Origin of the sequence: Microbacterium gubbeenense DSM 15944, from assembly GCF_000422745.1 — a bacterium.
Classification (GTDB): Bacteria; Actinomycetota; Actinomycetes; order Actinomycetales; family Microbacteriaceae; genus Microbacterium; species Microbacterium gubbeenense.
Genome location: NZ_AUGQ01000008.1, coordinates 23703 through 45807, shown reverse-complemented (window position 1 = coordinate 45807; position 22105 = coordinate 23703). Strand labels below are relative to the sequence as shown.

At 66.8% G+C, this 22105-nt stretch carries 12 protein-coding genes; 5 read left to right on the top strand and 7 right to left on the bottom strand.

Features of this window, described 5'->3' with window-relative positions; genetic code table 11:
* Positions 1-110: 110 nt before the first annotated feature.
* Positions 111-968, bottom strand: a complete 858-nt coding sequence (locus G510_RS0106885) for a spermidine synthase (RefSeq protein ID WP_029153035.1) — start codon at positions 966-968, stop codon at positions 111-113.
* Between the two features lie 8 nt (positions 969-976).
* Entirely contained in the window at positions 977-1876 is a 900-nt protein-coding gene (locus G510_RS0106880; protein WP_029153034.1) for a hypothetical protein, read from the bottom strand.
* 254 nt (positions 1877-2130) lie between these two features.
* Here G510_RS0106880 and rpoB point away from each other — a divergent pair, with 254 nt between their 5' ends.
* From rpoB to G510_RS0106860, 4 genes are all read left to right on the top strand, one after another.
* A complete protein-coding gene (rpoB, locus tag G510_RS0106875; RefSeq protein ID WP_029153033.1) occupies positions 2131-5631 on the top strand; it encodes a DNA-directed RNA polymerase subunit beta in 3501 nt (1166 codons plus the stop codon).
* Between the two features lie 42 nt (positions 5632-5673).
* Positions 5674-9549, top strand: coding sequence for a DNA-directed RNA polymerase subunit beta' (gene rpoC, locus G510_RS0106870; protein ID WP_029153032.1), 3876 nt, complete (start codon positions 5674-5676; stop codon positions 9547-9549).
* A 138-nt stretch (positions 9550-9687) separates the two neighbouring features.
* Entirely contained in the window at positions 9688-12747 is a 3060-nt protein-coding gene (locus tag G510_RS0106865; RefSeq protein WP_029153031.1) for a hypothetical protein, read from the top strand.
* 106 nt (positions 12748-12853) lie between these two features.
* Positions 12854-13195, top strand: a complete 342-nt coding sequence (locus G510_RS0106860) for a hypothetical protein (RefSeq protein WP_029153030.1) — start codon at positions 12854-12856, stop codon at positions 13193-13195.
* 15 nt (positions 13196-13210) lie between these two features.
* On the opposite strand, the gene G510_RS0106855 is transcribed toward G510_RS0106860, so the two are convergent.
* The 5 genes from G510_RS0106855 to G510_RS17500 all read right to left on the bottom strand — a co-directional run bounded on the left by G510_RS0106855 (position 13211) and on the right by G510_RS17500 (position 19849).
* Positions 13211-14353 (bottom strand): ROK family transcriptional regulator, encoded by a 1143-nt coding sequence (locus G510_RS0106855; protein ID WP_029153029.1) that lies wholly within the window; start codon positions 14351-14353, stop codon positions 13211-13213.
* Between the two features lie 3 nt (positions 14354-14356).
* Positions 14357-15118, bottom strand: coding sequence for a carbohydrate ABC transporter permease (locus G510_RS0106850; protein WP_245563248.1), 762 nt, complete (start codon positions 15116-15118; stop codon positions 14357-14359).
* 124 nt (positions 15119-15242) lie between these two features.
* Entirely contained in the window at positions 15243-16127 is an 885-nt protein-coding gene (locus G510_RS0106845) for a carbohydrate ABC transporter permease (protein WP_036322297.1), read from the bottom strand.
* The gene (locus G510_RS0106840; RefSeq protein ID WP_029153026.1) at positions 16127-17368 is read right to left on the bottom strand and encodes an ABC transporter substrate-binding protein; all 1242 of its coding nucleotides are present in this window, start codon (positions 17366-17368) and stop codon (positions 16127-16129) included. The genes G510_RS0106845 and G510_RS0106840 overlap by 1 nt, the downstream gene beginning before the upstream one ends.
* A 39-nt stretch (positions 17369-17407) precedes the next feature.
* The gene (locus G510_RS17500; RefSeq protein WP_051216538.1) at positions 17408-19849 is read right to left on the bottom strand and encodes a glycoside hydrolase family 97 catalytic domain-containing protein; all 2442 of its coding nucleotides are present in this window, start codon (positions 19847-19849) and stop codon (positions 17408-17410) included.
* Positions 19850-19993: 144 nt separating this feature from the next.
* Between G510_RS17500 and G510_RS0106830 the strand changes: the two genes are divergently transcribed.
* Positions 19994-22084, top strand: a complete 2091-nt coding sequence (locus G510_RS0106830) for an alpha-galactosidase (RefSeq protein WP_245563247.1) — start codon at positions 19994-19996, stop codon at positions 22082-22084.
* The last annotated feature ends 21 nt before the right edge of the window (positions 22085-22105 follow it).

Here is a 22105-nt window from a genome sequence, read left to right as displayed (position 1 = left end):
CCCTTCCTCCTGGCCGCACAGTGCAGGCTTCCATCCTGCCCGGCCGCGCCTGGGTATCCGGTCCGGCGCGCGGATCACGACCCAAGATCGCGCCCGTCACCGGCGAAGAATCACCGCTCGAACAGTGACAGAGACGGCTTCGGCGATGCGGTCGCGGCCCCGTCGACCGCCGGCAGCGCCCCGCCGATGAACCGATCGACCTCGGCGCCCTCCGCGATCTTCGCGGGGTGCGGCCCGGCGGCCATCAGCCGGGGCAGCCACTCGGTCGGCATCCGCGACCCCGACGCGGCGAACACGAGATTTCCGAACCGCCGGCCCTTGAGCACCTGCACCTCGGCGAGGATCGCGAGGTGCGGCAGTACCGACTTCACCGTCGCGGCCTGCCGTCGGGCGAAGGCGAGCCCGGCCCCGTCGGCGACGTTCACCAGAAGGATCCCCGTGGCAGTCAGCAGCTCCGCCGCCTCGCGATAAAACTCCGCGGTCGTCAGGTGCGCGGGCGTCTGCGCGCCCGAGTACACGTCGCTCACGACGAGGTCGACGGATCCGCGCAGCGCCGGCGGCATGCGTTTCAGCCCCACGCGCGCATCCCCGTTGCGCACGCGGATCGACGCGCCCGCGGGCAGCGGCAGGTGCTCGCGCACCAGGTCGACGAGCGGCTGCTCGAGCTCGACGACCTGCTGGCGGGATCCGGGGCGCGTGGACGCGATGAACCGCGGGATCGTCATGCCGCCGGCCCCGAGGTGCACGGCCGTGATCGGGCCGTCGGGCAGCTGGTCGATCACGGCGCCCATGCGCGCGACGTACTCGAACGCGAGGTGCGTCGGATCCGCGAGGTCGACGTGCGACTGCGGCGTGCCGTCGACGATGACCTCGAACCCGCTCTCGTACTCGGACGGCCGGATCTCCGCGATGCCATGGCTCAGCCGAGCCTGCGGATACTCGACGTCCTTCGCCCTCTGTCGCCCCATGTCCCGCCTCAGCGCGCGTGCAGGTCGCCCGAGACCGACAGGCGCCCGTCGGCGGCGTCGACCGCGAAGTTCGACACCCGGAAGTCGTCGGTGATGCGCGTCGTCGTGCCCGCCAGCTCCTGCAGATCGGGGCGCAGGGGGAGGAGCATCAGGCGCGACAGCAGTGACTTGCTGGTCGCGGCCGCGCGGTGCACCGTGATCTCGCCGTCGGTCGTCACCGACAGGTCGAAGCCGACGCGCGCCGACAGCGGCAGGAAGAACACGCGCACCTTGCCGCCGATGGTCGCGGTGAACCGCCCCGCGGTCGTCTCCGTCACCGAGATCTTGAGCGCCTTCGCCGCGGCAGCCCAGCGCGCCTTGCCCTTCATGACCTCCTCGGACAGCGAGAGGATCACTGCCGCGATGTCCTCCTGCGCCATCGAGAAGCGGAAGGATCCGCGCAGACGCTTCGCGACGTCGTCGCGCAGCATCACCGTGCCGAGCAGGCCGCCGTCGCGGTTCACGACCACCCAGTCGACCGGCACGTTGGTGAGCGCGACGTCCGCGCGCGCTTCGCGCCCGACGAACGTGACCGGATCCGCGCGCAGCCGCAGCTCGGCGATCTCGCCGGGGGTGCGCGTGTGCACCTCGTCGTGATCCGGATCCGGGATCCACTCGCCCTCTTCGCGCGCGAGGCGGTCGCCGTCGATGCGCACCTCCGCGCCGGTCAGGTCGGCGCTGAGCGATTCGATGTGCGCGCGGCCGGTGAAGGGGGCCGAGCTCACTCGGACCCCCGGGGCGCGGTTCCAACGCACCGTGACGCCGAACTGCGCGGCGCGCGCGATCAGTTGCGCGATGCCGGTCTTCAGGGTGGTCCCCGACGGGGGCCACGACTTCGCGCTCGACAGATGCCAGGGCCAAAGATCCATGTTCCCAGCGTATGCGATGCGCGTTTATACCCGAGAGGTTTATGTGAGTCAACTACCCCGGTAGACATCGCGTGTCCCGTGGGATAACGTGAATAGTTGCGCTCATTGGCTCTTCCGTGCCTTCATATGGTGGTCGGACGGATGGCATCGCGCGATCCCCGCATATTGCGGCGCGGATTGCGACAAATGAGTGCGCCTCACCCTGTCGGCAAGGAATCGAGAGGCCCCTCGCGGGTCCACGGAGGTCAATTCCCTTGGCTGCTTCGCGCAACGCATCCACCCCCACCACCACGACTAATAACGGACGCGACGCTCAGCGTCTGTCGTTCGGAAGAGTGAAAGACGCACTGACGGTCCCAGACCTGTTGGCGCTGCAGAAGGACTCATTCGACTGGCTCGTCGGCAACGACGACTGGAAGACGCAGGTCATCGACCGTAAGGCCGGCGGCAGCACTGACGTCTCCGAGCGCAGCGGACTCGAGGAGATCTTCGAGGAGATCTCGCCCATCGAGGACCTCGCCGAGACGATGCAGCTGTCGTTCGCGAACCCGTACCTCGAGCCCGAGAAGTACTCGATCGAAGAGTGCAAGGACCGCGGCAAGACCTACGCGGCCCCGCTCTACGTCGAGGCCGAGTTCATGAACCACCAGACCGGTGAGATCAAGACTCAGACCGTCTTCATGGGCGACTTCCCGCTGCAGACGCGCGAGGGCACGTTCATCATCAACGGCACCGAGCGCGTCGTGGTGTCGCAGCTCGTCCGTTCGCCCGGCGTGTACTTCGACAAGTCGCCGGACAAGACGAGCGATAAGGATGTCGTTTCGGCCCGCGTGATCCCGAGCCGCGGTGCTTGGCTCGAGTTCGAGATCGACAAGCGCGACCAGGTCGGCGTGCGCATCGACCGCAAGCGCAAGCAGTCGGTCACCGTCTTCCTCAAGGCGCTCGGCATGACCAGCGAGCAGATCCTCGAGGAGTTCGCCGGCTACGCGTCGATGGAGGAGACCCTCGCGAAGGACACCGTCCTCACCCAGGAGGATGCGCTCCGCGACATCTACCGCAAGCTCCGCCCGGGCGAGCAGGTCGCTGCCGAGGCCGCGCGCTCGCTCATCGAGAACTTCTACTTCAACTCCAAGCGCTACGACCTCGCCAAGGTCGGCCGCTTCAAGCTGAACCAGAAGCTCGGCCTCGACCGTCCGCTGAGCGACTCGGTCCTGACGACCGAGGACATCGTCGCGACGATCAAGTACATGGTGCGCCTGCACCGCGGCGACGCGACGTTCGAGGGCGTTGCCAAGGGCGGCGAGATCGTCGAGAAGCGCATTGCGACCGACGACATCGACAACTTCGGCAACCGCCGCATCCGCGCCGTCGGTGAGCTCATCCAGAACCAGGTCCGCACGGGCCTGAGCCGCATGGAGCGCGTTGTGCGCGAGCGCATGACGACGCAGGACATCGAAGCGATCACGCCGCAGACCCTGATCAACGTGCGCCCCGTCGTGGCCGCGATCAAGGAGTTCTTCGGCACCAGCCAGCTGTCGCAGTTCATGGATCAGAACAACCCCCTCGCGGGCATCACCCACAAGCGCACGCTGTCGGCGCTCGGCCCGGGTGGCCTGTCGCGCGAGCGTGCGGGCGTCGAGGTCCGCGACGTTCACCCGTCGCACTACGGCCGCATGTGCCCGATCGAGACGCCGGAAGGCCCGAACATCGGCCTGATCGGTCGCCTCGCGACCTACGGCCGGATCAACTCGTTCGGCTTCATCGAGACGCCCTACCGTCGCGTTGTCGACGGCAAGGTCACCGAGCAGATCGACTACCTGTCGGCGTCCGAGGAGTCGGCGTTCAACGTGGCCCCCGCGAACACGCGCCTGAACGACGACGGTACGTTCGTCGACGACCGCGTGCTCGCCCGCGAGCACGGCGACGAGGTCGACCTGATCCCGTCCGACGAGGTCGGCTACATGGACGTCTCGCCGCGCCAGATGGTGTCGGTCGGAACCGCGCTGATCCCGTTCCTCGAGCACGACGACGCGAACCGCGCGCTCATGGGCGCGAACATGCAGCGTCAGGCGGTGCCGCTCCTCGAGCCCGAGGCGCCCATCGTCGGAACCGGCATGGAGAAGTTCGCCGCCATCGACTCGGGCGACTCGATCATCGCCGACAAGCCGGGTGTCGTCACCGACGTCACCGCTGACTACGTCACGCTGCAGCTCGACGAGGGCGGCACGCAGGACTTCTTCCTGCGCAAGTTCGACCGCTCGAACCAGGGCAACACGTACAACCAGCAGACGGCCGTGCGCGTCGGCGACCGCATCGAGGTCGGAGAGGTCATCGCAGATGGCCCGTCGACGTCGAACGGCGAGCTGGCGCTCGGCAAGAACCTGCTCATCGGCTTCATGTCGTGGGAGGGCTACAACTTCGAGGATGCGATCATCCTCAACCAGCGCCTCGTGAAGGAAGACTCGCTCACCTCGATCCACATCGAGGAGTACGAGCTCGACTCGCGCGACACCAAGCTCGGCAAGGAGGAGATCACCCGTGACCTCCCCAACGTCAGCCCGGAGCTGCTGAAGGATCTCGACGAGCGCGGCATCATCCGCATCGGCGCCGAGGTTCGCCCCGGCGACATCCTCGTCGGCAAGGTCACGCCCAAGGGCGAGACCGAGCTGTCGGCCGAGGAGCGCCTTCTCCGCGCGATCTTCAACGAGAAGAGCCGCGAGGTTCGCGACACGTCGCTGAAGGTGCCCCACGGCGAGCAGGGAACCGTCATCGCGGTCAAGGAGTTCGACGCGGAAGAGGGCGACGACGAGCTCGGCTCGGGCGTCAACCGCCGCGTCGTGGTCTACATCGCTCAGAAGCGCAAGATCACCGAGGGCGACAAGCTCGCGGGCCGCCACGGCAACAAGGGCGTCATCGCGCGCATCCTGCCCGAGGAGGACATGCCCTTCCTCGAGGACGGCACGCCGCTCGATGTGGTCCTCAACCCGATGGGTATTCCGGGCCGCATGAACTTCGGTCAGGTTCTCGAGGTGCACCTCGGCTGGATCGCCCAGCAGGGCTGGAAGATCGAGGGCAACCCCGAGTGGGCCGTCGACATTCCCGAGGAGTACCGCGATGTCGAGGCCGGCACGCCGGTCGCGACGCCCGTGTTCGACGGTGCCGAGGAGATCGAGGTCCGCGGACTTCTCGAGTCGACGAAGCCCCGCCGCGACGGCCAGACCCTGGTCGACGGATCCGGCAAGGCGAAGCTCATCGACGGACGCACCGGCGAGCCGTACCCGTACCCGATCGCGGTCGGTTACATGTACATCCTGAAGCTGCACCACCTCGTCGACGACAAGATCCACGCGCGTTCGACGGGTCCGTACTCGATGATCACCCAGCAGCCGCTCGGTGGTAAGGCGCAGTTCGGTGGTCAGCGCTTCGGCGAGATGGAGGTCTGGGCCCTCGAGGCTTACGGCGCTGCATACGCCCTGCAGGAGCTGCTCACGGTCAAGTCCGACGACATCCTGGGCCGCGTCAAGGTCTACGAGTCGATCGTCAAGGGTGAGAACATCCCGGAGCCCGGCATCCCCGAGTCCTTCAAGGTGCTCATGAAGGAGATGCAGTCGCTCTGCCTGAACGTCGAGGTGCTCGGAGCAGACGGCGAAGCCGTCAGCCTCCGCGACACCGACGACGAGGCCTTCCGCGCAGCGGAAGAGCTCGGTATCAACATCTCTTCGCGATTCGAGTCCGCCTCGATCGACGAGATCTGATCCGCCCGGCCGATACACAGATTTTTCACACAGGAGAGTCAATTGCTCGACGCAACAACTTTCGATGAGCTTCGCATCGGTCTGGCCACTGCCGACGACATCCGTCGCTGGTCATTCGGTGAGGTCAAGAAGCCCGAGACGATCAACTACCGCACGCTCAAGCCCGAGAAGGACGGCCTCTTCGGAGAGCAGATCTTCGGCCCGAGCCGCGACTGGGAGTGCGCCTGCGGTAAGTACAAGCGCGTGCGCTTCAAGGGCATCATCTGCGAGCGCTGCGGGGTAGAGGTCACCAAGAGCTCGGTCCGCCGCGACCGCATGGGCCACCTCGAGCTCGCCGCGCCCGTCACGCACATCTGGTACTTCAAGGGCGTTCCTTCGCGCCTCGGGTACCTGCTCGACATGGCGCCGAAGGACCTCGAGAAGGTCATCTACTTCGCTGCCTACATGGTCATCTCGGTCGACGCCGACGCGCGTCACCGCGACCTGCCCACCCACGAGAGCAACCTGCGCCTCGAGATCAAGGCGGTCTCCGACCGTCGTGACGCTCGCGTCGCGGAGCGCCTCCAGAAGCTGGAGGACGAGCTCGCCGCCCTCGAGGCGGAGGGTGCCAAGGCCGACCAGAAGAAGAAGGTCAAGGACGCCGCCGAGAAGGAGATGGCCACGATCCGCAAGCGCGCGGACGAGCAGGTCTCCAAGCTCGAGCGCATGTGGGAGGAGTTCCGCACGCTCGAGGTCGGTCAGCTGAAGCCGGAGGACGACGTCTTCCAGGAGCTCCAGGACCGCTTCGGCCAGTACTTCGACGCCCGCATGGGTGCCGAGGCGCTGCAGGTGCGCCTCGCGGAGTTCGACCTCGAGACCGAGGCCGTTCTGCTCCGCGAGCAGATCTCCGAGGGCAAGGGCCAGCGCAAGATCCGTGCGATCAAGCGCCTCAAGGTCGTCAGCTCGTTCCTCGCGACGGGCATGAGCCCGGCCGCGATGGTGCTCGACGTCGTTCCGGTCATCCCGCCCGAGCTGCGCCCGATGGTGCAGCTCGACGGTGGTCGGTTCGCGACGAGCGACCTGAACGACCTGTACCGCCGCGTGATCAACCGCAACAACCGTCTGCGCCGCCTGCTCGATCTCAGCGCCCCTGAGATCATCGTCAACAACGAGAAGCGCATGCTGCAGGAGGCCGTCGACGCGCTGTTCGACAACGGTCGCCGCGGCCGCCCCGTGACGGGTACCGGCAACCGCGCCCTGAAGTCCCTCAGCGACATGCTGAAGGGCAAGCAGGGTCGTTTCCGCCAGAACCTGCTCGGCAAGCGCGTCGACTACTCGGGCCGTTCGGTCATCGTGGTGGGCCCGCAGCTGAAGCTGCACCAGTGCGGTCTTCCGAAGCAGATGGCGCTCGAGCTGTTCAAGCCGTTCGTCATCAAGCGCCTGATCGACCTCGGTCACTCGCAGAACATCAAGGCCGCCAAGCGCGCGGTCGAGCGCACCCGTCCCGAGGTCTGGGACGTGCTCGATGAGGTCATCCGCGAGCGCCCGGTTCTGCTGAACCGCGCGCCCACGCTGCACCGCCTCGGCATCCAGGCGTTCGAGCCGCAGCTCGTGGAGGGCAAGGCGATCCAGCTGCACCCGCTCGTCTGCGCGGCGTTCAACGCCGACTTCGACGGCGACCAGATGGCCGTGCACCTTCCCCTCTCGGTGGAGGCGCAGGCCGAGGCCCGCACGCTGATGCTCGCCTCGAACAACATCCTGAAGCCGTCGGACGGCCGCCCGGTGACCCTGCCCTCGCAGGACATGATCATCGGTCTGCACCACATCACGACGGTCAACGAGGGTGCGACCGGCGAGGGTCGCGTGTTCGGATCCGTCGAAGAGGCCCAGATGGCCTTCGAGGAGGGCACGCTTCACCTTCAGGCGAAGGCGAGCATCTTCCAGCCGGGCCTCGCGTTCCTCGAGGGCGATGCCCCTGAGGGATACGAGTCGCACGGTCGCGTCGACGCCTCGCTCGGTCAGATGATCTTCAACGGTCAGCTGCCGAAGGGCTACCCGTTCGTGCGCGAGCAGGCCGACAAGGGCAAGCTCTCGCAGATCGTGAACAAGCTGGCCGAGGAGTACCCGAAGGTCGTCACGGCGGAGACGCTGGACAACATCAAGGACGCCGGCTTCTACTGGGCCACGCGCTCGGGTGTCACGGTCGCGCTCAGCGACATCGTCTCGCCGGTGCGCAAGGGCGAGATCATCGCGGACTACGAGAAGAAGGCCGCGAAGATCACCGCTCAGTACGAGAAGGGTCTGACGACCGACTCGGAGCGCCGCCAGGAGCTCACCACGCTGTGGACCGAGGCGACCGACGTTCTCCAGCAGGAGATGAAGGAGTCCTTCCCGAAGGACAACAGCATCTACCGCATGGTCTCGTCGGGTGCCCGCGGTAACTGGCTGCAGATCCGTAACATCGCGGCCATCCGTGGTCTCGTGAACAACCCGAAGGGCGAGATCATCCCCCGCCCGATCCTGTCGTCGTTCCGTGAGGGTCTGACGGTCGCCGAGTACTTCATCGCCACCCACGGTGCGCGTAAGGGTCTCGCCGACACGGCTCTTCGTACCGCCGACTCGGGCTACCTCACGCGTCGTCTCGTGGACGTCTCGCAGGATGTCATCATCCGCGAGGAGGACTGCGGCACGTCGAAGGGCCTGACGTACCCGATCGCGGCACCCGACGCCAACGGCGTGCTCGTTCCGGACAGCAACGTCGAGAACTCGGTGTTCGCCCGCAACCTCGCGGTCGACGTCGTGGCCGAAGACGGCACTGTGCTGGCGCAGCCCGGCCAGGACGTCGGCGACCCGATGATCGAGAAGCTCGTCGCGGGCGGCATCACCGAGATCAAGGTGCGCTCCGTGCTCACCTGTGACTCGGCGGTCGGCGTCTGTGCACGCTGCTACGGCCGTTCGCTGGCGACGGGCAACCTCGTCGACATCGGTGAGGCCGTCGGCATCATCGCCGCGCAGTCCATCGGCGAGCCCGGCACGCAGCTCACGATGCGTACGTTCCACACGGGTGGATCCGCTTCGGCAGACGACATCACGCAGGGTCTGCCCCGCGTGCAGGAGCTGTTCGAGGCGCGCACGCCGAAGGGCGCATCGCCGATCTCGGAGTCGGCCGGTCGTGTCACGATCGAAGACTCCGACAAGGGCAAGAAGGTCATCGTCACGCCCGACAACGGCGACGAGCCGCACGTCTACCCGGTGCTGAAGCGCGCGACGCTTCTCGTCGAGGACGGGCAGCACGTCGAGGTCGGCGAGGCGCTTCAGGTCGGAACGCTCGACCCGAAGGAGATCATGCGCGTGCAGGGCGCCCGCGAGGTGCAGAAGTACCTCGTGGACGGCGTGCAGGGCGTCTACCGCTCGCAGGGTGTGCCGATTCACGACAAGCACATCGAGGTCATCGTGCGGCAGATGCTGCGCAAGGTCACCGTGGTCGACCACGGCGAGACCGACCTCCTGCCGGGCGAAATGGTCGACATGCGTCGCTACCAGGACGTCAACCGTGCAACGGTCGGCGAGGGCAAGCGCCCCGCGTCAGGCCGCCCGGAGCTGATGGGTATCACGAAGGCGTCGCTCGCGACCGAATCGTGGCTCTCGGCCGCGTCCTTCCAGGAGACCACCCGCGTCCTCACGGAGGCGGCGCTCCAGGGCAAGCGCGACCCGCTGATCGGTCTCAAGGAGAACGTCATCATCGGTAAGCTCATCCCGGCCGGTACGGGCCTTGCCAAGTACCGCGACGTCGAGGTGGAGGCCACGGAAGAGGCGAAGGCGGAGCGGTACCCGAACCGCATCTTCGCATCCGACGGTGCGTTCGCAGACGGCGACTACAGCTACGTCGACTTCGACGCGTTCTCGACGGACGACTTCACGCCGGGTACGTATAACTGACCTGATGTGAGCTGACTTCGGCCTCCATGATCTTCGGATCGTGGGGGCCGATTTCGTCATGCGGCGACCCGGAGCGCGGGCCGGTTTCAGAAGATTGATAGCCTCTCCGAGTCGGTTTGATATACAGGGGGAGAGTCGATGAGCGATCAGTCGCGTCCGAATGAGGGCGGACCGGGTCCGAATCCGGGTGAGGATGCGGCTGCGACGCCGCCGATTCCGCCGCAGTATCCCGGTGCGCCGGTGCCGCCGCAGGCGCCCGCCGCCGCTCCGCAGCATCCGTATGCGCCGCAGGGCGCGCCCGTTCCGGGGCAGGGGCAGAACGCGCAGCAGGCGTTCGCGGGCGCGGTCGCAACGGCCCGTGAGAAGGTGCCCGCTCCGTTGGCCGCGAAGGATCCGTGGATCGCGGCGCTCATCACCTCGGGCTTCGCGCTCGCGGGGGCGCTTGCGGCGAGCATCCTGATCACGCTGCTCGGATTGTTCGGCGGCCGGTTGTTCCTCGGCGATCGCGGCGGATCCGAGTTCTTCGAGCTCCTGGCTCCGCACTGGTTCGCGGTCATCGCGCAGCTGCTCGGCGCCGGATTCGGCGGATCGCTGGGGGCGTCGACGTCCGTGGCCGGTGCGGCGTCGTTCAGCGTCTCCGCGCTGTTCATCCCGGTGCTGGTACCGATCGCCGCCCTGGTGTCGCTGCGTCTGTTCGCCCGGCGCGCGGTCCCGCGCACCGACCTGACGGCCGGCCTGCGCCTCGTCGTCGCGGCGGCCGCGGGTGCCGCCTTCGCGCTCGTGGCGGTGATCCTGCAGCTCGTCGCGCCCCTCTCGATCGCGCTGCCGGGGGCACCGGGCAGCTTCACCACTCGGGCGATCTCCTTCTGGAGCATCATCGCCGGGATCGCGCTGGTCGGGGCCGCGGCCTTCTTCGTGCTTTCGCCCGTGCGTACGGCACGCAGCCGCGCCCGCACGGCGCTCGTGCAGGCCCTCGAGCACATCGGCGGGCTGGGCGCGCTCATCGCTCTCGCGCTCATCGCCGTCGTTGCGTTCGATGCGAACGGCGCGGGGGAGATCATCGGACTGGTGCTGCTCGCGCCCGTGCTGCTGCCGTTCCTCGCAGCCGACGGGGGTGCGATCGCATCGCTCGCGACCGTGGGCGCGTCGGTCACGGGCGGGGCGACGAATGAGCTGATCGGCGACTTCAGCGGCCTCGGCGACCTGGCGGAGGACCTGCCCAGCGTCTGGATGTTCTCAGACGTCTTCCCCGTGTGGATCCGCATCGTGCTGCCCCTGGTCGCCGTGCTCGCGCTCGCGATCGTGAGCGTGCGGTGGCGGCTGCGCACCGGTGTGGCGCGCGATGGTGCATCCTGGGCACTGCTTCCTGTCGCGTACGCGGTCGTCGGCGTGCTCGTGACGCTCGCCGGTCGCGTGTCCGTGTCGGCATCGGTGTCGACGTCGGGCGACCTCAGTGCGCTGCTCGAGGGCGGGCTCGGCGGCACCGCACGCGTCGCCTTCGGCCCCGCCGTGTGGACCTTCCTGCTGTTCGCCGTCATCGGCGCCGTGGTCGAGGTGCTCGCACGCTTCGTCGTGCCCGCATTCGTGGCAGCCGTGCCCGGCGGTGTCGTGAGAACGATCGCGGTCGGCGCGACAGTCGGATCCGCCGCCGCGGCGCAGTCTGCCGCCGCAGCGACCGCGCCGGCGTCTTCCGCGTCTCCCGCGGTCGGCGCGTCGTACGCTCCGGCGGATCCGAACGCCGCCGCGGCGGCTCCCGCGCCCGGCACGCCATACGCTCCCGCGGATCCGAACGCGCCCGCTGCGCCGCACGCTCCCACGGAACCGAGCGCGCCGCCTGCCCCATATGCTCCGGTGGCTCCGAACGCCGCCGCGCCGCATGGTCCCGCCGACCACGACGCGCCGACGACGCCGCCCGCCGCGGCACCGGAGCCCGAGGGGATCCCCGCGCGACCGGCGGATCCGTCTGCGCCGGGCGCGCAGGGCCTCGAGGATCCGGCGGCGCTGCCCGCGGGCCACGAGGTCCCGCCCGTGCCCGCGGAACCGGCTCTGCTCGCCGCCCATGGCTCGCCCGCCGCGCCTCCCGCGCCGGCGCAGCCGTACGCGACCGCGCCCGTGGACCCCGTCGTCGCGATGCTCTCCGACGGCGCCCGCGAGCGCACGCCGGTGTCGAGGAAGGCGAAGATCGGTTGGCTCATCGGCGGATCCGCCGTCGTCGTGCTCGTGGCCGCGCTCGTGGTGGGCGTGTTCATCAAGAACCACCTGGCGGCGACGACGTACTCGGCGCAGGCCCGCGCGGAGGAGTACCTGTCGGCCGTCGTCGACGGCGACGCGGGTCGTGCGCTCGAGCTCTGGGCGCCGAACGTCACCTCCGCCGAGCGCGTGCTGCTGGCGTCCGAGATCTACGCCGCGGCGGACGACCGCCCCACCGCATATGAGATCACCGATGTCGACGAGTACGACGGCGTCGTGGATGTTGCGGCGCAGCTGACGGTCGACAGCAAGAACTACGACGTGCTGATGCGGCTGCAGAAGCACGGCACGCAAGCGGTGCTGTTCGACGACTGGCGCATCGAGGAGGGCCCGGGGCAGACGCTCGTCGTGGGCGATGTGTCGCAGGTGACGCGGGTCAACGGCGTCGAGGTCGACCTCAGCGGCTTCGCCGATGCGGAGGGTGCCACGGCCCTGCCCGTGCTGCCCGGCACCTACACCTTCGAGGCGCCGACGTCGGATGACCGCCCGTTCACCTACGGCGACGACATCGCCGTCACAGTGCTGCCGAACGCCGGCGGAAGCGAGGGCGACGACGCGCTGACCTTCGTCCCGACGTGGACCGACGACGCGCAGCAGCAGGCGATCGCGGTGGTGCAGGAGCGCATCGACCTCTGCATGACGAGCGACAAGTTCCAGCCGAGCGACTGCTCCGTCGTGCTCGGATGGCGCGAGCCGTCGTACGCGGTGACGGGCATCAAGCGCTCGTGGACCCAGGAGCCGGAGCTCACCTTCGTCGACGACGAAGACGGGGCCTACGTGCTCGTCGACGGCGGCAGGATGCACATCGATTACCAGCAGCGCTGGGACGAGGACGACGATTGGGAGGACGACGACACCGAGGTGAGCGCGCCGTTCAACTACGGAACGGTCGTTCCCGTATCCGTCGGCGACGACGGCGAGGTCTCGGTGGACCTGTCGGAGTTCTGACCCGCTGCGTGAGATCGCGGCCGGAGCGGATCTGTCCAGGGGGTCGGCCCCGCGAGGGATCCTTGTTACCCTCCTGACTCAACGAGACACAACGGGGGCTCCGATTATGAGCGATCAACCTGGTCCGCACGACGACATTCACGAGCCGGATCCCTCGAACGCCGACGCGCTCGAGGATCCGGCCGGGCCGCAGGCGGACCCATCGTCTCCGCCGCTGCCCGCCGACCCGACCGAGCTGGCCGAGCACGGCGCAACGGTTGTTCCGCCCGCGCCCGCGCCGCCGTACGGGTCGGCGTCCACCGATCCGGCGGTGGCGATGCTCGCGGGCGGACCCCGCCGGCACGACCGGCTGTCGAGGCGGGCGAAGATCGGCTGGATCGTCGCGGGCTGCGCCGTGGTCGTCATCGCGGCGGTCATGGTCGGCGCCGTCGCGATGGACTGGATCTGAGCCGATCGATTCTCGTCAGGTTGAGCGTCCGCGGGCAATCGACTCGATGACGCACGTAGCTGCACCGCGCGCCCAATCGTCGAACACATGCGGACGCAGCACGATCTCGCAGTTCTGTGCGGCACCGAAAGCGTGCCGGGCGAACGCGTCGCGAACACAGCGTTCGTAGAGCCCGTATTCCGTGACGTTCTCGCCGGAAATCACAATCAGTTCTGGGCCAAACAGATTAGCGAGCGTTGCGAGCGCTGACCCGATGACCTCGCCGGCGCGCTCAAACGCCGACCTGGCAATTGGATCTTCGGCGTGGGCCAGACGGAACGCGTCGGCGCTCGTCAGATTCTCATCATCGTGACCGGCACGAATCCGTGAGAGCACTGCGTCAGTACTTGCGACCGCCTCTACACAGCCAGTGCGCCCGCAGCTGCAGAGAGTGTCGTCATCGGCCAAAGGGATGTGCCCGAGTTCCCCGGACACGCCATGCGCGCCTGTCAATATCGTTTCGCCGAACGAGAGGCCACAACCGATGCCAGCGCCGATGGTGACGAGGGCGAAAGACGTTGCATTGCGTCCGGCTCCGAACATCTGCTCAGTGACGGTCAGAGCACGCACGTCGTTCTCGACCTCGGCTGCCAGGCCGGTCGCGTTCTCAATCAGGTCGGCAAGTGCGATGTCATGCCATCTGAGCAGAGGAGAGTCGCGCACGACTCCGCCGATGCGGTCGACATCACCGGACACGGCCACACCCACACCTTCGACCGGCGTTGGGGAGGAGTCACGTAGCTCATCGACGACGGCCGTCACGGCAGCGACGACCTCGGTTACGTTCGAACTCGACAGCGCCCGTTCGGCTCGTGCGACGATGCGCGCATCGAGTCCTGTGAGTACGCCGTAGGTATGATCGGACGTTACTTTCACACCGATCACGTGTGCCCGACCTGCTGCGACGCTCAGTGGGCTGATCGGGCGGCCGACGGCCTGCGCGGCAGCTTCGCCGGCGACGACGAATCCCGCGTCGAGGAGGGGCGTCACCGCCTTCGTTACGGCCGCTTGTGACAGGCCCGTGGCGCGGGCGATGTCAACGCGACCGGTCGGGCCATGGCTGAGGATGCGGCGGAACACGGCGTGCGACGCAGGAGACGTGAGCGGCAGTTGGCGCATGCTCTATCCTTTCAGGCCGCTCGACGCTATGCCTGCGAAGAACTGTCGTTGCAGCAGGATGAAGATGACGATCAGCGGAAGCGAGGCGATGAACGAACCCGCCATGAGAGCCGGATAATCAGTGCCATGGATGCCCTGCAAGTTCGCGAGCCCGACAGGAAGCGTCATCATCTCTGGCGATGCGGTCACGATCAGCGGCCAGAGCAGGTCGTTCCAAGAGTACAAGGACGTCAGCACGACCAGCGCTGCAACTGTAGGTGTGACCATTGGCAGCATCACGCGCCAGAAGATCTGGAACGCGTTCGCCCCATCCAGACGCGCGGCTTCCTCGTACTCCTTCGGTAACGACATGAATGCCTGACGCATGAGAAAGGTGCCGAATGCGGAGAATATGCCGGGGATCGCGATCGCCGGCAAAGTGTCGAGCAGGTGCAACATCTGCATCAGGTCGAACTGAGCGATAAGGAATAGCTGTGGCGGCGCCATCAGCATGACGAGGAACAGGAGAAACAGAACGTTGCGCCCAATGAAGTGGAAGCGTGCGAACCCGTATGCAGCGAGAGTGCAGACGATCACCTGCCCGGCGACGCGTAGCAGGAGGGAGCCCACCGACATGCCGAGCATGTCGGTGAAGGGCACCGTCGCGAAGAATGTGGCGATCCCCTTGAAATCGATCACATCGGGCCAGAACACCGGGGGCACTGCGCGCGATTCCGGGAGAGTCTTGAACGCCGTGATCAGCTGCCAGATGAACGGGAAGACCATCACGAGCGCGCCGAGGCCGAGGATCGTGTGGATGAGCCACTGGGATCGTCCGCTGCGACCCGCCCGGCGTGCCGATCGGTCGAGCCGGCGGGGAGCGCGCGTGGTGACGAGCGCGGTCGTCGAGTCATCCATAGAAGACCGCTTTCCGCTGCAGCTGGAACTGCAGTCCAGTGAGGATCATGATGATCGCGAGCAGGACGACCGCGATCGCGGCGCCGTACCCGCGGTTGAACTGCACGAACGTCTGATCGAAGAAGAAGTAGACCATCGTCTGTGCGGAGGTCGCGGCCTCCGAGCCGCGCTGCAGCATGACGTAGATCAAGTCGAACATCTGGAAGGACGAGATGACCGAGAGTACTGAGACGAAGAAGATGCTCGGCGACAGCAGAGGCAGCGTCACTGCGAAGAACTGGCGTACGGGTCCTGCCCCATCGAGCGAGGATGCCTCGAGAAGCGCAGGAGGGATGCCGGTCAGACCCGCACCGAGAATGATGATCGCCGTGCCGAGATTCATCCAGATGCCCACGACGGCGACCGCGTAGATGGCGATCGATGGGTCGGCGACCCAGCTCGGGCCGTCGATACCGATGACGGAGAGCGCTTGATTCAGCAGGCCGAACTCACCGTTCAGAATGTATCTCCAGACCATGCCAACGGCGACGGGGAGTGTGACGATGGGAAGGAAATAGAGTACGCGATAGACGGCCTTGCCTCGTCGCACATGATGGATGAGGGTTGCCGTGACGATCGCGATAGGGATGCCGATGAGCACGATTCCCGTATAGATGGCGCTGTTGCCCAGCGACGACCAGAACTGCGGGTCCGAGAAGAGCGCGGCGTAGTTGTCGAGCCCCGTGAAGGCGGCGCCGCCGAACGGCTGCGTCTCGGTGAAGCTGAGGAAGATCGTCGTGAGAAGCGGCACGATGTAGAGTCCGACGAGCCCGACGAGGGCTGGAGCGATGAACCCCAGCCCTGGCAGATTGACGCGCGCACGCGCCGCGCGACTCATCATTCTTTGGCGAGTGCGTCGTTCATGGCTGCGGCGAGTTCGTCGGCGACCTCCGAGACGGGCTTCGCGCCGTTCCACGCATCAGGCAGCATCTCGTCCTCGAGCGCGTTCCAGGCGGCCGTGTTCGCGGAGACGGGGTAAACCACGCCGTCGGGAACCTGGTCGATGAAAGCCTGCAGATTGAACTCCGGCATAGCGTCGACCCATGCCTGCTGGGTGCCCTCATATGCGGGGATGACGGCGCCCGTCTCCGCTTGGATCGCCGCGGCTTCCTCGCTGCCGAGGAAGACGAGGAACTTCTCCAGCTCCTCCGTGTGCTCGGAGCCGGCATAACCGACGTTCTGGATCCCGTTGATGACCGTCGCCCGCTCGTCGCCTGCCGGCAGGACAGCGACGTCGATCTTGTCGCGGAGCTCAGCATTGTCGTAGAAGCGCTGGGCGTAGAACGACCCTCCGTAGTACATCGCGACGGATCCGTTCTCGAACTGCGCAACCGCCTCGGTATCGGCGAACTCCTGCAGCGTCGGTGAGTATCCATCGGCGATGAAGTCGGTCCAGAACGCTATTCCGGCCTGGGTCTTCTGGTCGTCGTAGCCGGACGCTTCTCCGTCGATGATGTGGCCGCCGGCTTGCGCCACCGTGTTGTAGAAACCTTCTTGACGATTCAGCGGTGCGGCGATGCCGTACACGCTTTCGTCAGGCGAGGTGAGTTCCTCCGCAGCTTTGCGCACGTCGGCCCAGGTCCAGTCGGACGTCGGATAATCGACACTTTGAGCGTCGAAGAGCTCCTTGTTGTACCAGAGCCCCACAGTGTCGAAATCCTTCGGAAGGCCGTAGAGCTCGTCGTCGTAGGTGAACAAGTCGACGAGCGCCTCCGGATACACGCTCGTGTCGACGCCCGCGTCGGAGATCGCGTCGCTGAGCGGCAACAGCTGGTCGTTTGACGCGTACACCTGGAACTTGTCGCCGAGCATCCAGAACGCGTCGGGTGCGGTGCCGCCCTGGGCAGCGACTTGAAGCTTCGTCCAGAACTCGTTCCATGGGCTGACCTGAAGCTCGACGTGGATGCCTGGGTTGTCGGCTTCGAAAGTGTCGATGAGCTCCTGCATCGTCTCGTCCTGGCTCCACACACCGTAGGTCAGCGTCACGTCACCCCCTCCGGCGTCCGATCCGTTCGAGCATCCGGCGAGCAATCCGACTCCTGCAAGGGCGGCAGTCGCCCCCATCATCCACTTGCGCATATTGCCTCTCCTCATTTTCGCTCCGGCGTCGATGCCGGATCAGGTGTCCAGTCGCAGTGCGAGCCAGTCGACGTGGGCCTCGGGGGCTTTCGACGGCTTGGTTCGAAGAGTGACGACGGTGGTGGAGGACACGTCGATATCGAAGGATGTCGGCGGAGCTCCTCCCGTGGTCTGTTCGCGCCACACGATGATCCCGTCGGCGAGGATCTCGCAGACGGCCGACGCGTCGGGCGTCTCGTCGTCGACGGCAGCGCTGCCGGTGAGGCGCACGGCCCCGGACGTGACGAAGCTCACCGCAGAGTCCTGCGACACGCCGAGGCCGTTGGCGAACGTCTCTCCGCCGACGCTCAACGGCTGGCCGTCTCGGGGATCTGGGCCGCCGTTGGCGAGTCCGCGTTCGACAGGGCCGACCGCGTTGTGCGCCGAGAGGAAGGGGAGCAGGGAGACGTCCTTCGGTATCGAATGCGGAACGGCGATTCGTGCATGGCTCACCGCTGGAACACCGTCGTAACCCGCGCTCTCGAGTGTTACAACGACGAGGTCGCCCGAGGTCGGAGCCGTGTCGGGGCGAAGCTCCCACCCGCCGGAGCAGCGCGCCGCGGACCAGCCGGGCGGCGTACGGACAGCGCCCGCATCCGTGTTGATCCTGACGCTGGCATCAGTCAGGAGAACCAGAGGCGACCCCACGGACGGCGCGGCGACTACTTCTTGCGCGGTGGCGCGGCGCAACGGCGCACCCGCAGCGGCCAAGATGGCGACGAAGCCGCCGCGAGGGGCGAGCTCGATCGTGATGACGTCTGCTTCTCCTGCTCGGATTGTCTCACCCAGAGCGCCATCGGCATCGTGCACGATCCACGCGTCAGTCGGGCCGTGGGCGAGCGCCGCGAGGTCGATGTCCACCGTTCGTGCGGCGGCGTCGGCGCTGATGCCGCCGACGAACCAACGGTCACCATAGCGTCGGGCGATCACCGCGTGCGTGTCGGGGTGGCCGCCGAGCAGACGCGTCTCCTGCCAGGACGCAGGAAGCTCGGCCAGCATCTGCGCGGCAAGTGGTCGGGCCCGGTACTCATCAGGGTCGTCGGCGAAGTGGGTGATGCCGCTCTCGTAGACGACACTGAGCGCGAGTTCATGTCCGTCGCTGGTCTCGCGCTCGGGAGCGCTGAATGTGACGGGGGTGTAGTCCATAGATCCGACGACGTTGCGAGTGAACGGCTGGATCACGTTGTGCGCTGCGGTGAGCGGATGACCGTAGAAGACGTAATACTCAGCACCGCGAATGCCCTCGTAGCTGATGACATGAGGGTGCGTGCGCGCCCAACCGCGCGGAATCACCGATCCGTGGAAGTTGACGGCCAGTCCGACGCGAGCCGTTTCGGCGATGATCGCGTCGTACCAGCGGTACCTGACCTGCGACTCCGACTCCATGAAGTCGACCTTGATCCCGGCAACGCCCCAGGATCGCCAGAGACCGAGTTTCTTGAGGTTCTCTTCGCCGTCGAGATCGTCCCACGAGCTCCACACATGCACCTGGACGCCGCGGACGGACGCATAGGACACCAGCTCAGGCACCCACGCCGCGTCCCAACCACAGTCCACGAGAACGTGTTCCCAACCCTGTTCGGCGGCGAAGTCGGTGAAGCGCTTCTGCACCTCAAGATACGCGCCGGAGAACTGACTCGACCACCACGACCAGGCAGCGCGCCCCGGACGAGGCACGAAGGCATCGTGCGCGCATGCAGGGGCGAGGTCATCGACGAGGTTCGAGGCCACGACCTCCGAAAGCTCGCCGGAGATGACGGCGCGCCACGGCGTGCGGTGGCCGGCATCGACCGTGAGCGGAGAGTCGGCCGCCACGATGCGAAACGCCCTGCCGTCGAACTCAGCGTGTGCGCCCGAATGACGTCCGTCGATGTCGGACTCCGTCAGGAGCAGGAACGAGCGCGGGGCGACCTCGACCAGCAGGGGGAATCCGTAGTCGCCCGGGGCGAGGTCGCGGAGATCGTGGCCCTCCCGCATCGTCTCGTACCAGGTCGAGTACTCGAGGACCCACGCGCGTGAGTCGCGCGCAACATGAACTCGGGTCGCTTCGGCTCCGAGGGCTCCGGCTGTGTCGGGCAGCGCATAGCGGAAAGCGAACCCGTCATCGGAGACTCGGACGATGACGGCCCAGTCGACCTCCGCTGTGCGCAGGGAGACAGTGAGCTCGTCATGGTCCACGCGGTGGGTACCCGCGGCCTTGCCGAACGCGGCGGTGTACTGCTCCTCCACGGTTCGGCTGGTCGAATCGATGACTGTTGCACCGGACCCGAGCTCGATGTTCTCGAAGGTCACACCGAGCGCGATCGTGGCGACCTCCTCGCCGGAGGACACCAGCCGCAGCGCGAGGGCATCGTCGGATGAGGAGATCGAGGCCTGGCGATGGCCGCGAATGATCTGTGCGGCAGGGGCGAGGGACGGATGCCTGTCGATGGGTTGCTCCATTGCGGGTCTGGGGTGCGGCTTGCGTTGCAGGTCGAGGATAAGCAGACTTAGTTCATGACGTCAACTATAAAAATTCACGATGAGCAAAAACGTGGCGGGGCAGCAAGTGCTCCCCTCGACCCCATCCACCTCCGTCGAGCTGGCGTGAGCGTGGTGATCGCGCAAGGCACCTTCGACGTGCCCGACATCGTGCACTGGGGGGCTGCGTTGCGCGACGCCGATGTCGCAGGAATGGTCGCGTCGGCTCGGCCGGCGATCCTGAACAGTTCTGTCGACGTGCCGCGATCGTTTCCGGTCATCGCCAGTCGGGCGTTCGGCTGGTCCGGAACGCCAGCGCTCGACGCGCGCACCGAGGACGGCGCCCGAATCGAATCGCTTCATCTGACTGCGGTGGAGAGCGAGGGTGCCGCAGCGACGCTGCGATTCAGTACCGCGAGCACGGCCGAGGTGGAGGTCGCCTACCGTCTCGACGAAGCGGGCGTGCTGCACGCGAGCTCGAGCGTGCTCAACACCAGCCTCGATCGGGTCATCGATGTCACTGCCGTTCGCGTGCTGCTGCCGATCCCGGCGCGCGCCGCCGAAATAGTGGATCACACGGGGAGGTGGACTCGCGAGTTCCAGCCGCAGCGGGCTTCCATCCGTGACGGATCGTGGGTTCGCACGTCGCGTCGAGGCCGGCCAGGGCACGACACGTCGCTGATCACCATCGTCGGAACACCGGGTTTCGCGTATCGGACCGGCGAGGTCTGGGCGAGCCACATCGCGTGGAGCGGGAACTCCGAGACCATCGTCGAGAGACTCCCCGAGGGTGCAGGTGCGCATAGCTCAGTTCTGGGAGCCGGCGAACTTCTCGACGCCGGAGAAGTGAAGCTTCAGCCCGGTGAGGAGTATCGATCTCCTGGCGTCGTGCTCGCCTGGAGTGACAGCGGCATCGATGGCGTGACCGAACGTTTCCACCGGTCGGTCCGCGCGCGGACGGTGCACCCCACCCGTCCGCGCCCGCTGTTGCTGAATACGTGGGAAGCCGTGTATTTCGACCACGACTTCGACACACTCGCCGAACTCGCGGATGCGGCGGCCGACGTCGGCGTCGAGCGCTTCGTACTCGACGACGGCTGGTTCCGAGGTCGCCGCGGCGACACGGCCGGGCTCGGAGACTGGTTCGTCGACGCGGGGCCATGGCCTGAGGGCCTCCGCCCGCTGTCCGACCGTGTGCACGGTCGCGGCATGCAGTTCGGGTTGTGGGTCGAGCCGGAGATGGTCAACCTCGACTCCGATCTCGCGCGCGCACATCCGGACTGGGTGCTGCGCGAGGCTGGCGAGCTGAAGTGGCGTCACCAGTTCGCGCTCGATTTCTCGCGAGACGACGTGGTCGAGCACATCCTTGAGCGCCTCGATCGTGTGATCATCGAGGCCGCCGTGGACTTCGTGAAGTGGGACCACAATCGCGACCTGCATGCAGCAATGGGAGCAGACGGCGCGCGGCGCATGCACGCGCAGACCCTCGGGCTGTATCGAATGCTCGCCGAGCTGCGTCGACGACATCCGCAGCTCGAGATCGAGACGTGTGCTTCGGGGGGAGGCCGAGCTGACCTCGGAATCCTCGAGCACACCGACCGTGTCTGGGCTTCGGACTGCAACGACCCGACGGAGCGGCAGCGAATTCAACGAGGACTATCGACCCTGCTTCCGCCCGAGCTCGTCGGCACACACATCGGACCGGAGGAGTCGCACACCACGCACCGCCAAGCGGACTTCTCGTTCCGTGCGGCGACCGCGCTGTTCGGGCACGCAGGAATTGAGTGGGATCTGAGTGCGTGCTCGAACGAGGAGTTCGATGCCGTCTCGGCCTGGGCCCGGATGTATCGGGAGCTCCGTGGCGTGTTGCATTCGGGCGTGACGGTGCGAGCCGATCACGTCGATGATGGCACGCTGTTGCATGGAATCGTCACCGACGATCGCCGCGAGGCTGTGTACGCATGGGTGCGTCTCGACACGAGCAGTGCGGCGCATACACCGCGCGTACCCATGCCCGGACTGGACCCGGAGCAAAGCTACCGAGTGCGTGCGCGTGAGGAGGTCGGCCCGGTGAGCCGTCATCAGATCGGCGATCCTTCGTGGCTCGCTGCCGAGGCAGGCTTCGTGTGCTCAGGCGCCGTGCTCGAGCAGGGTCTGCCTCTTCCCCTCCTCAATCCCGGCCAAGCCCTAGTGCTGCACGTGACCGCGGTGGAATGAGCCGCGCGGCACGAAGGGGGC

Bases quoted from the DNA above. Each gene is read 5' to 3' on its own strand.
- G510_RS0106885 (WP_029153035.1), bottom strand. From the start codon at position 968: ATGGGGCGACAGAGGGCGAAGGACGTCGAGTATCCGCAGGCTCGGCTG.
- G510_RS0106880 (WP_029153034.1), bottom strand. From the start codon at position 1,876: ATGGATCTTTGGCCCTGGCATCTGTCGAGCGCGAAGTCGTGGCCCCCG.
- G510_RS0106865 (WP_029153031.1), top strand. From the start codon at position 9,688: ATGAGCGATCAGTCGCGTCCGAATGAGGGCGGACCGGGTCCGAATCCG.
- G510_RS0106860 (WP_029153030.1), top strand. From the start codon at position 12,854: ATGAGCGATCAACCTGGTCCGCACGACGACATTCACGAGCCGGATCCC.
- G510_RS0106855 (WP_029153029.1), bottom strand. From the start codon at position 14,353: ATGCGCCAACTGCCGCTCACGTCTCCTGCGTCGCACGCCGTGTTCCGC.
- G510_RS0106850 (WP_245563248.1), bottom strand. From the start codon at position 15,118: ATGGTCTTCCCGTTCATCTGGCAGCTGATCACGGCGTTCAAGACTCTC.
- G510_RS0106845 (WP_036322297.1), bottom strand. From the start codon at position 16,127: ATGAGTCGCGCGGCGCGTGCGCGCGTCAATCTGCCAGGGCTGGGGTTC.
- G510_RS0106840 (WP_029153026.1), bottom strand. From the start codon at position 17,368: ATGCGCAAGTGGATGATGGGGGCGACTGCCGCCCTTGCAGGAGTCGGA.
- G510_RS17500 (WP_051216538.1), bottom strand. From the start codon at position 19,849: ATGGAGCAACCCATCGACAGGCATCCGTCCCTCGCCCCTGCCGCACAG.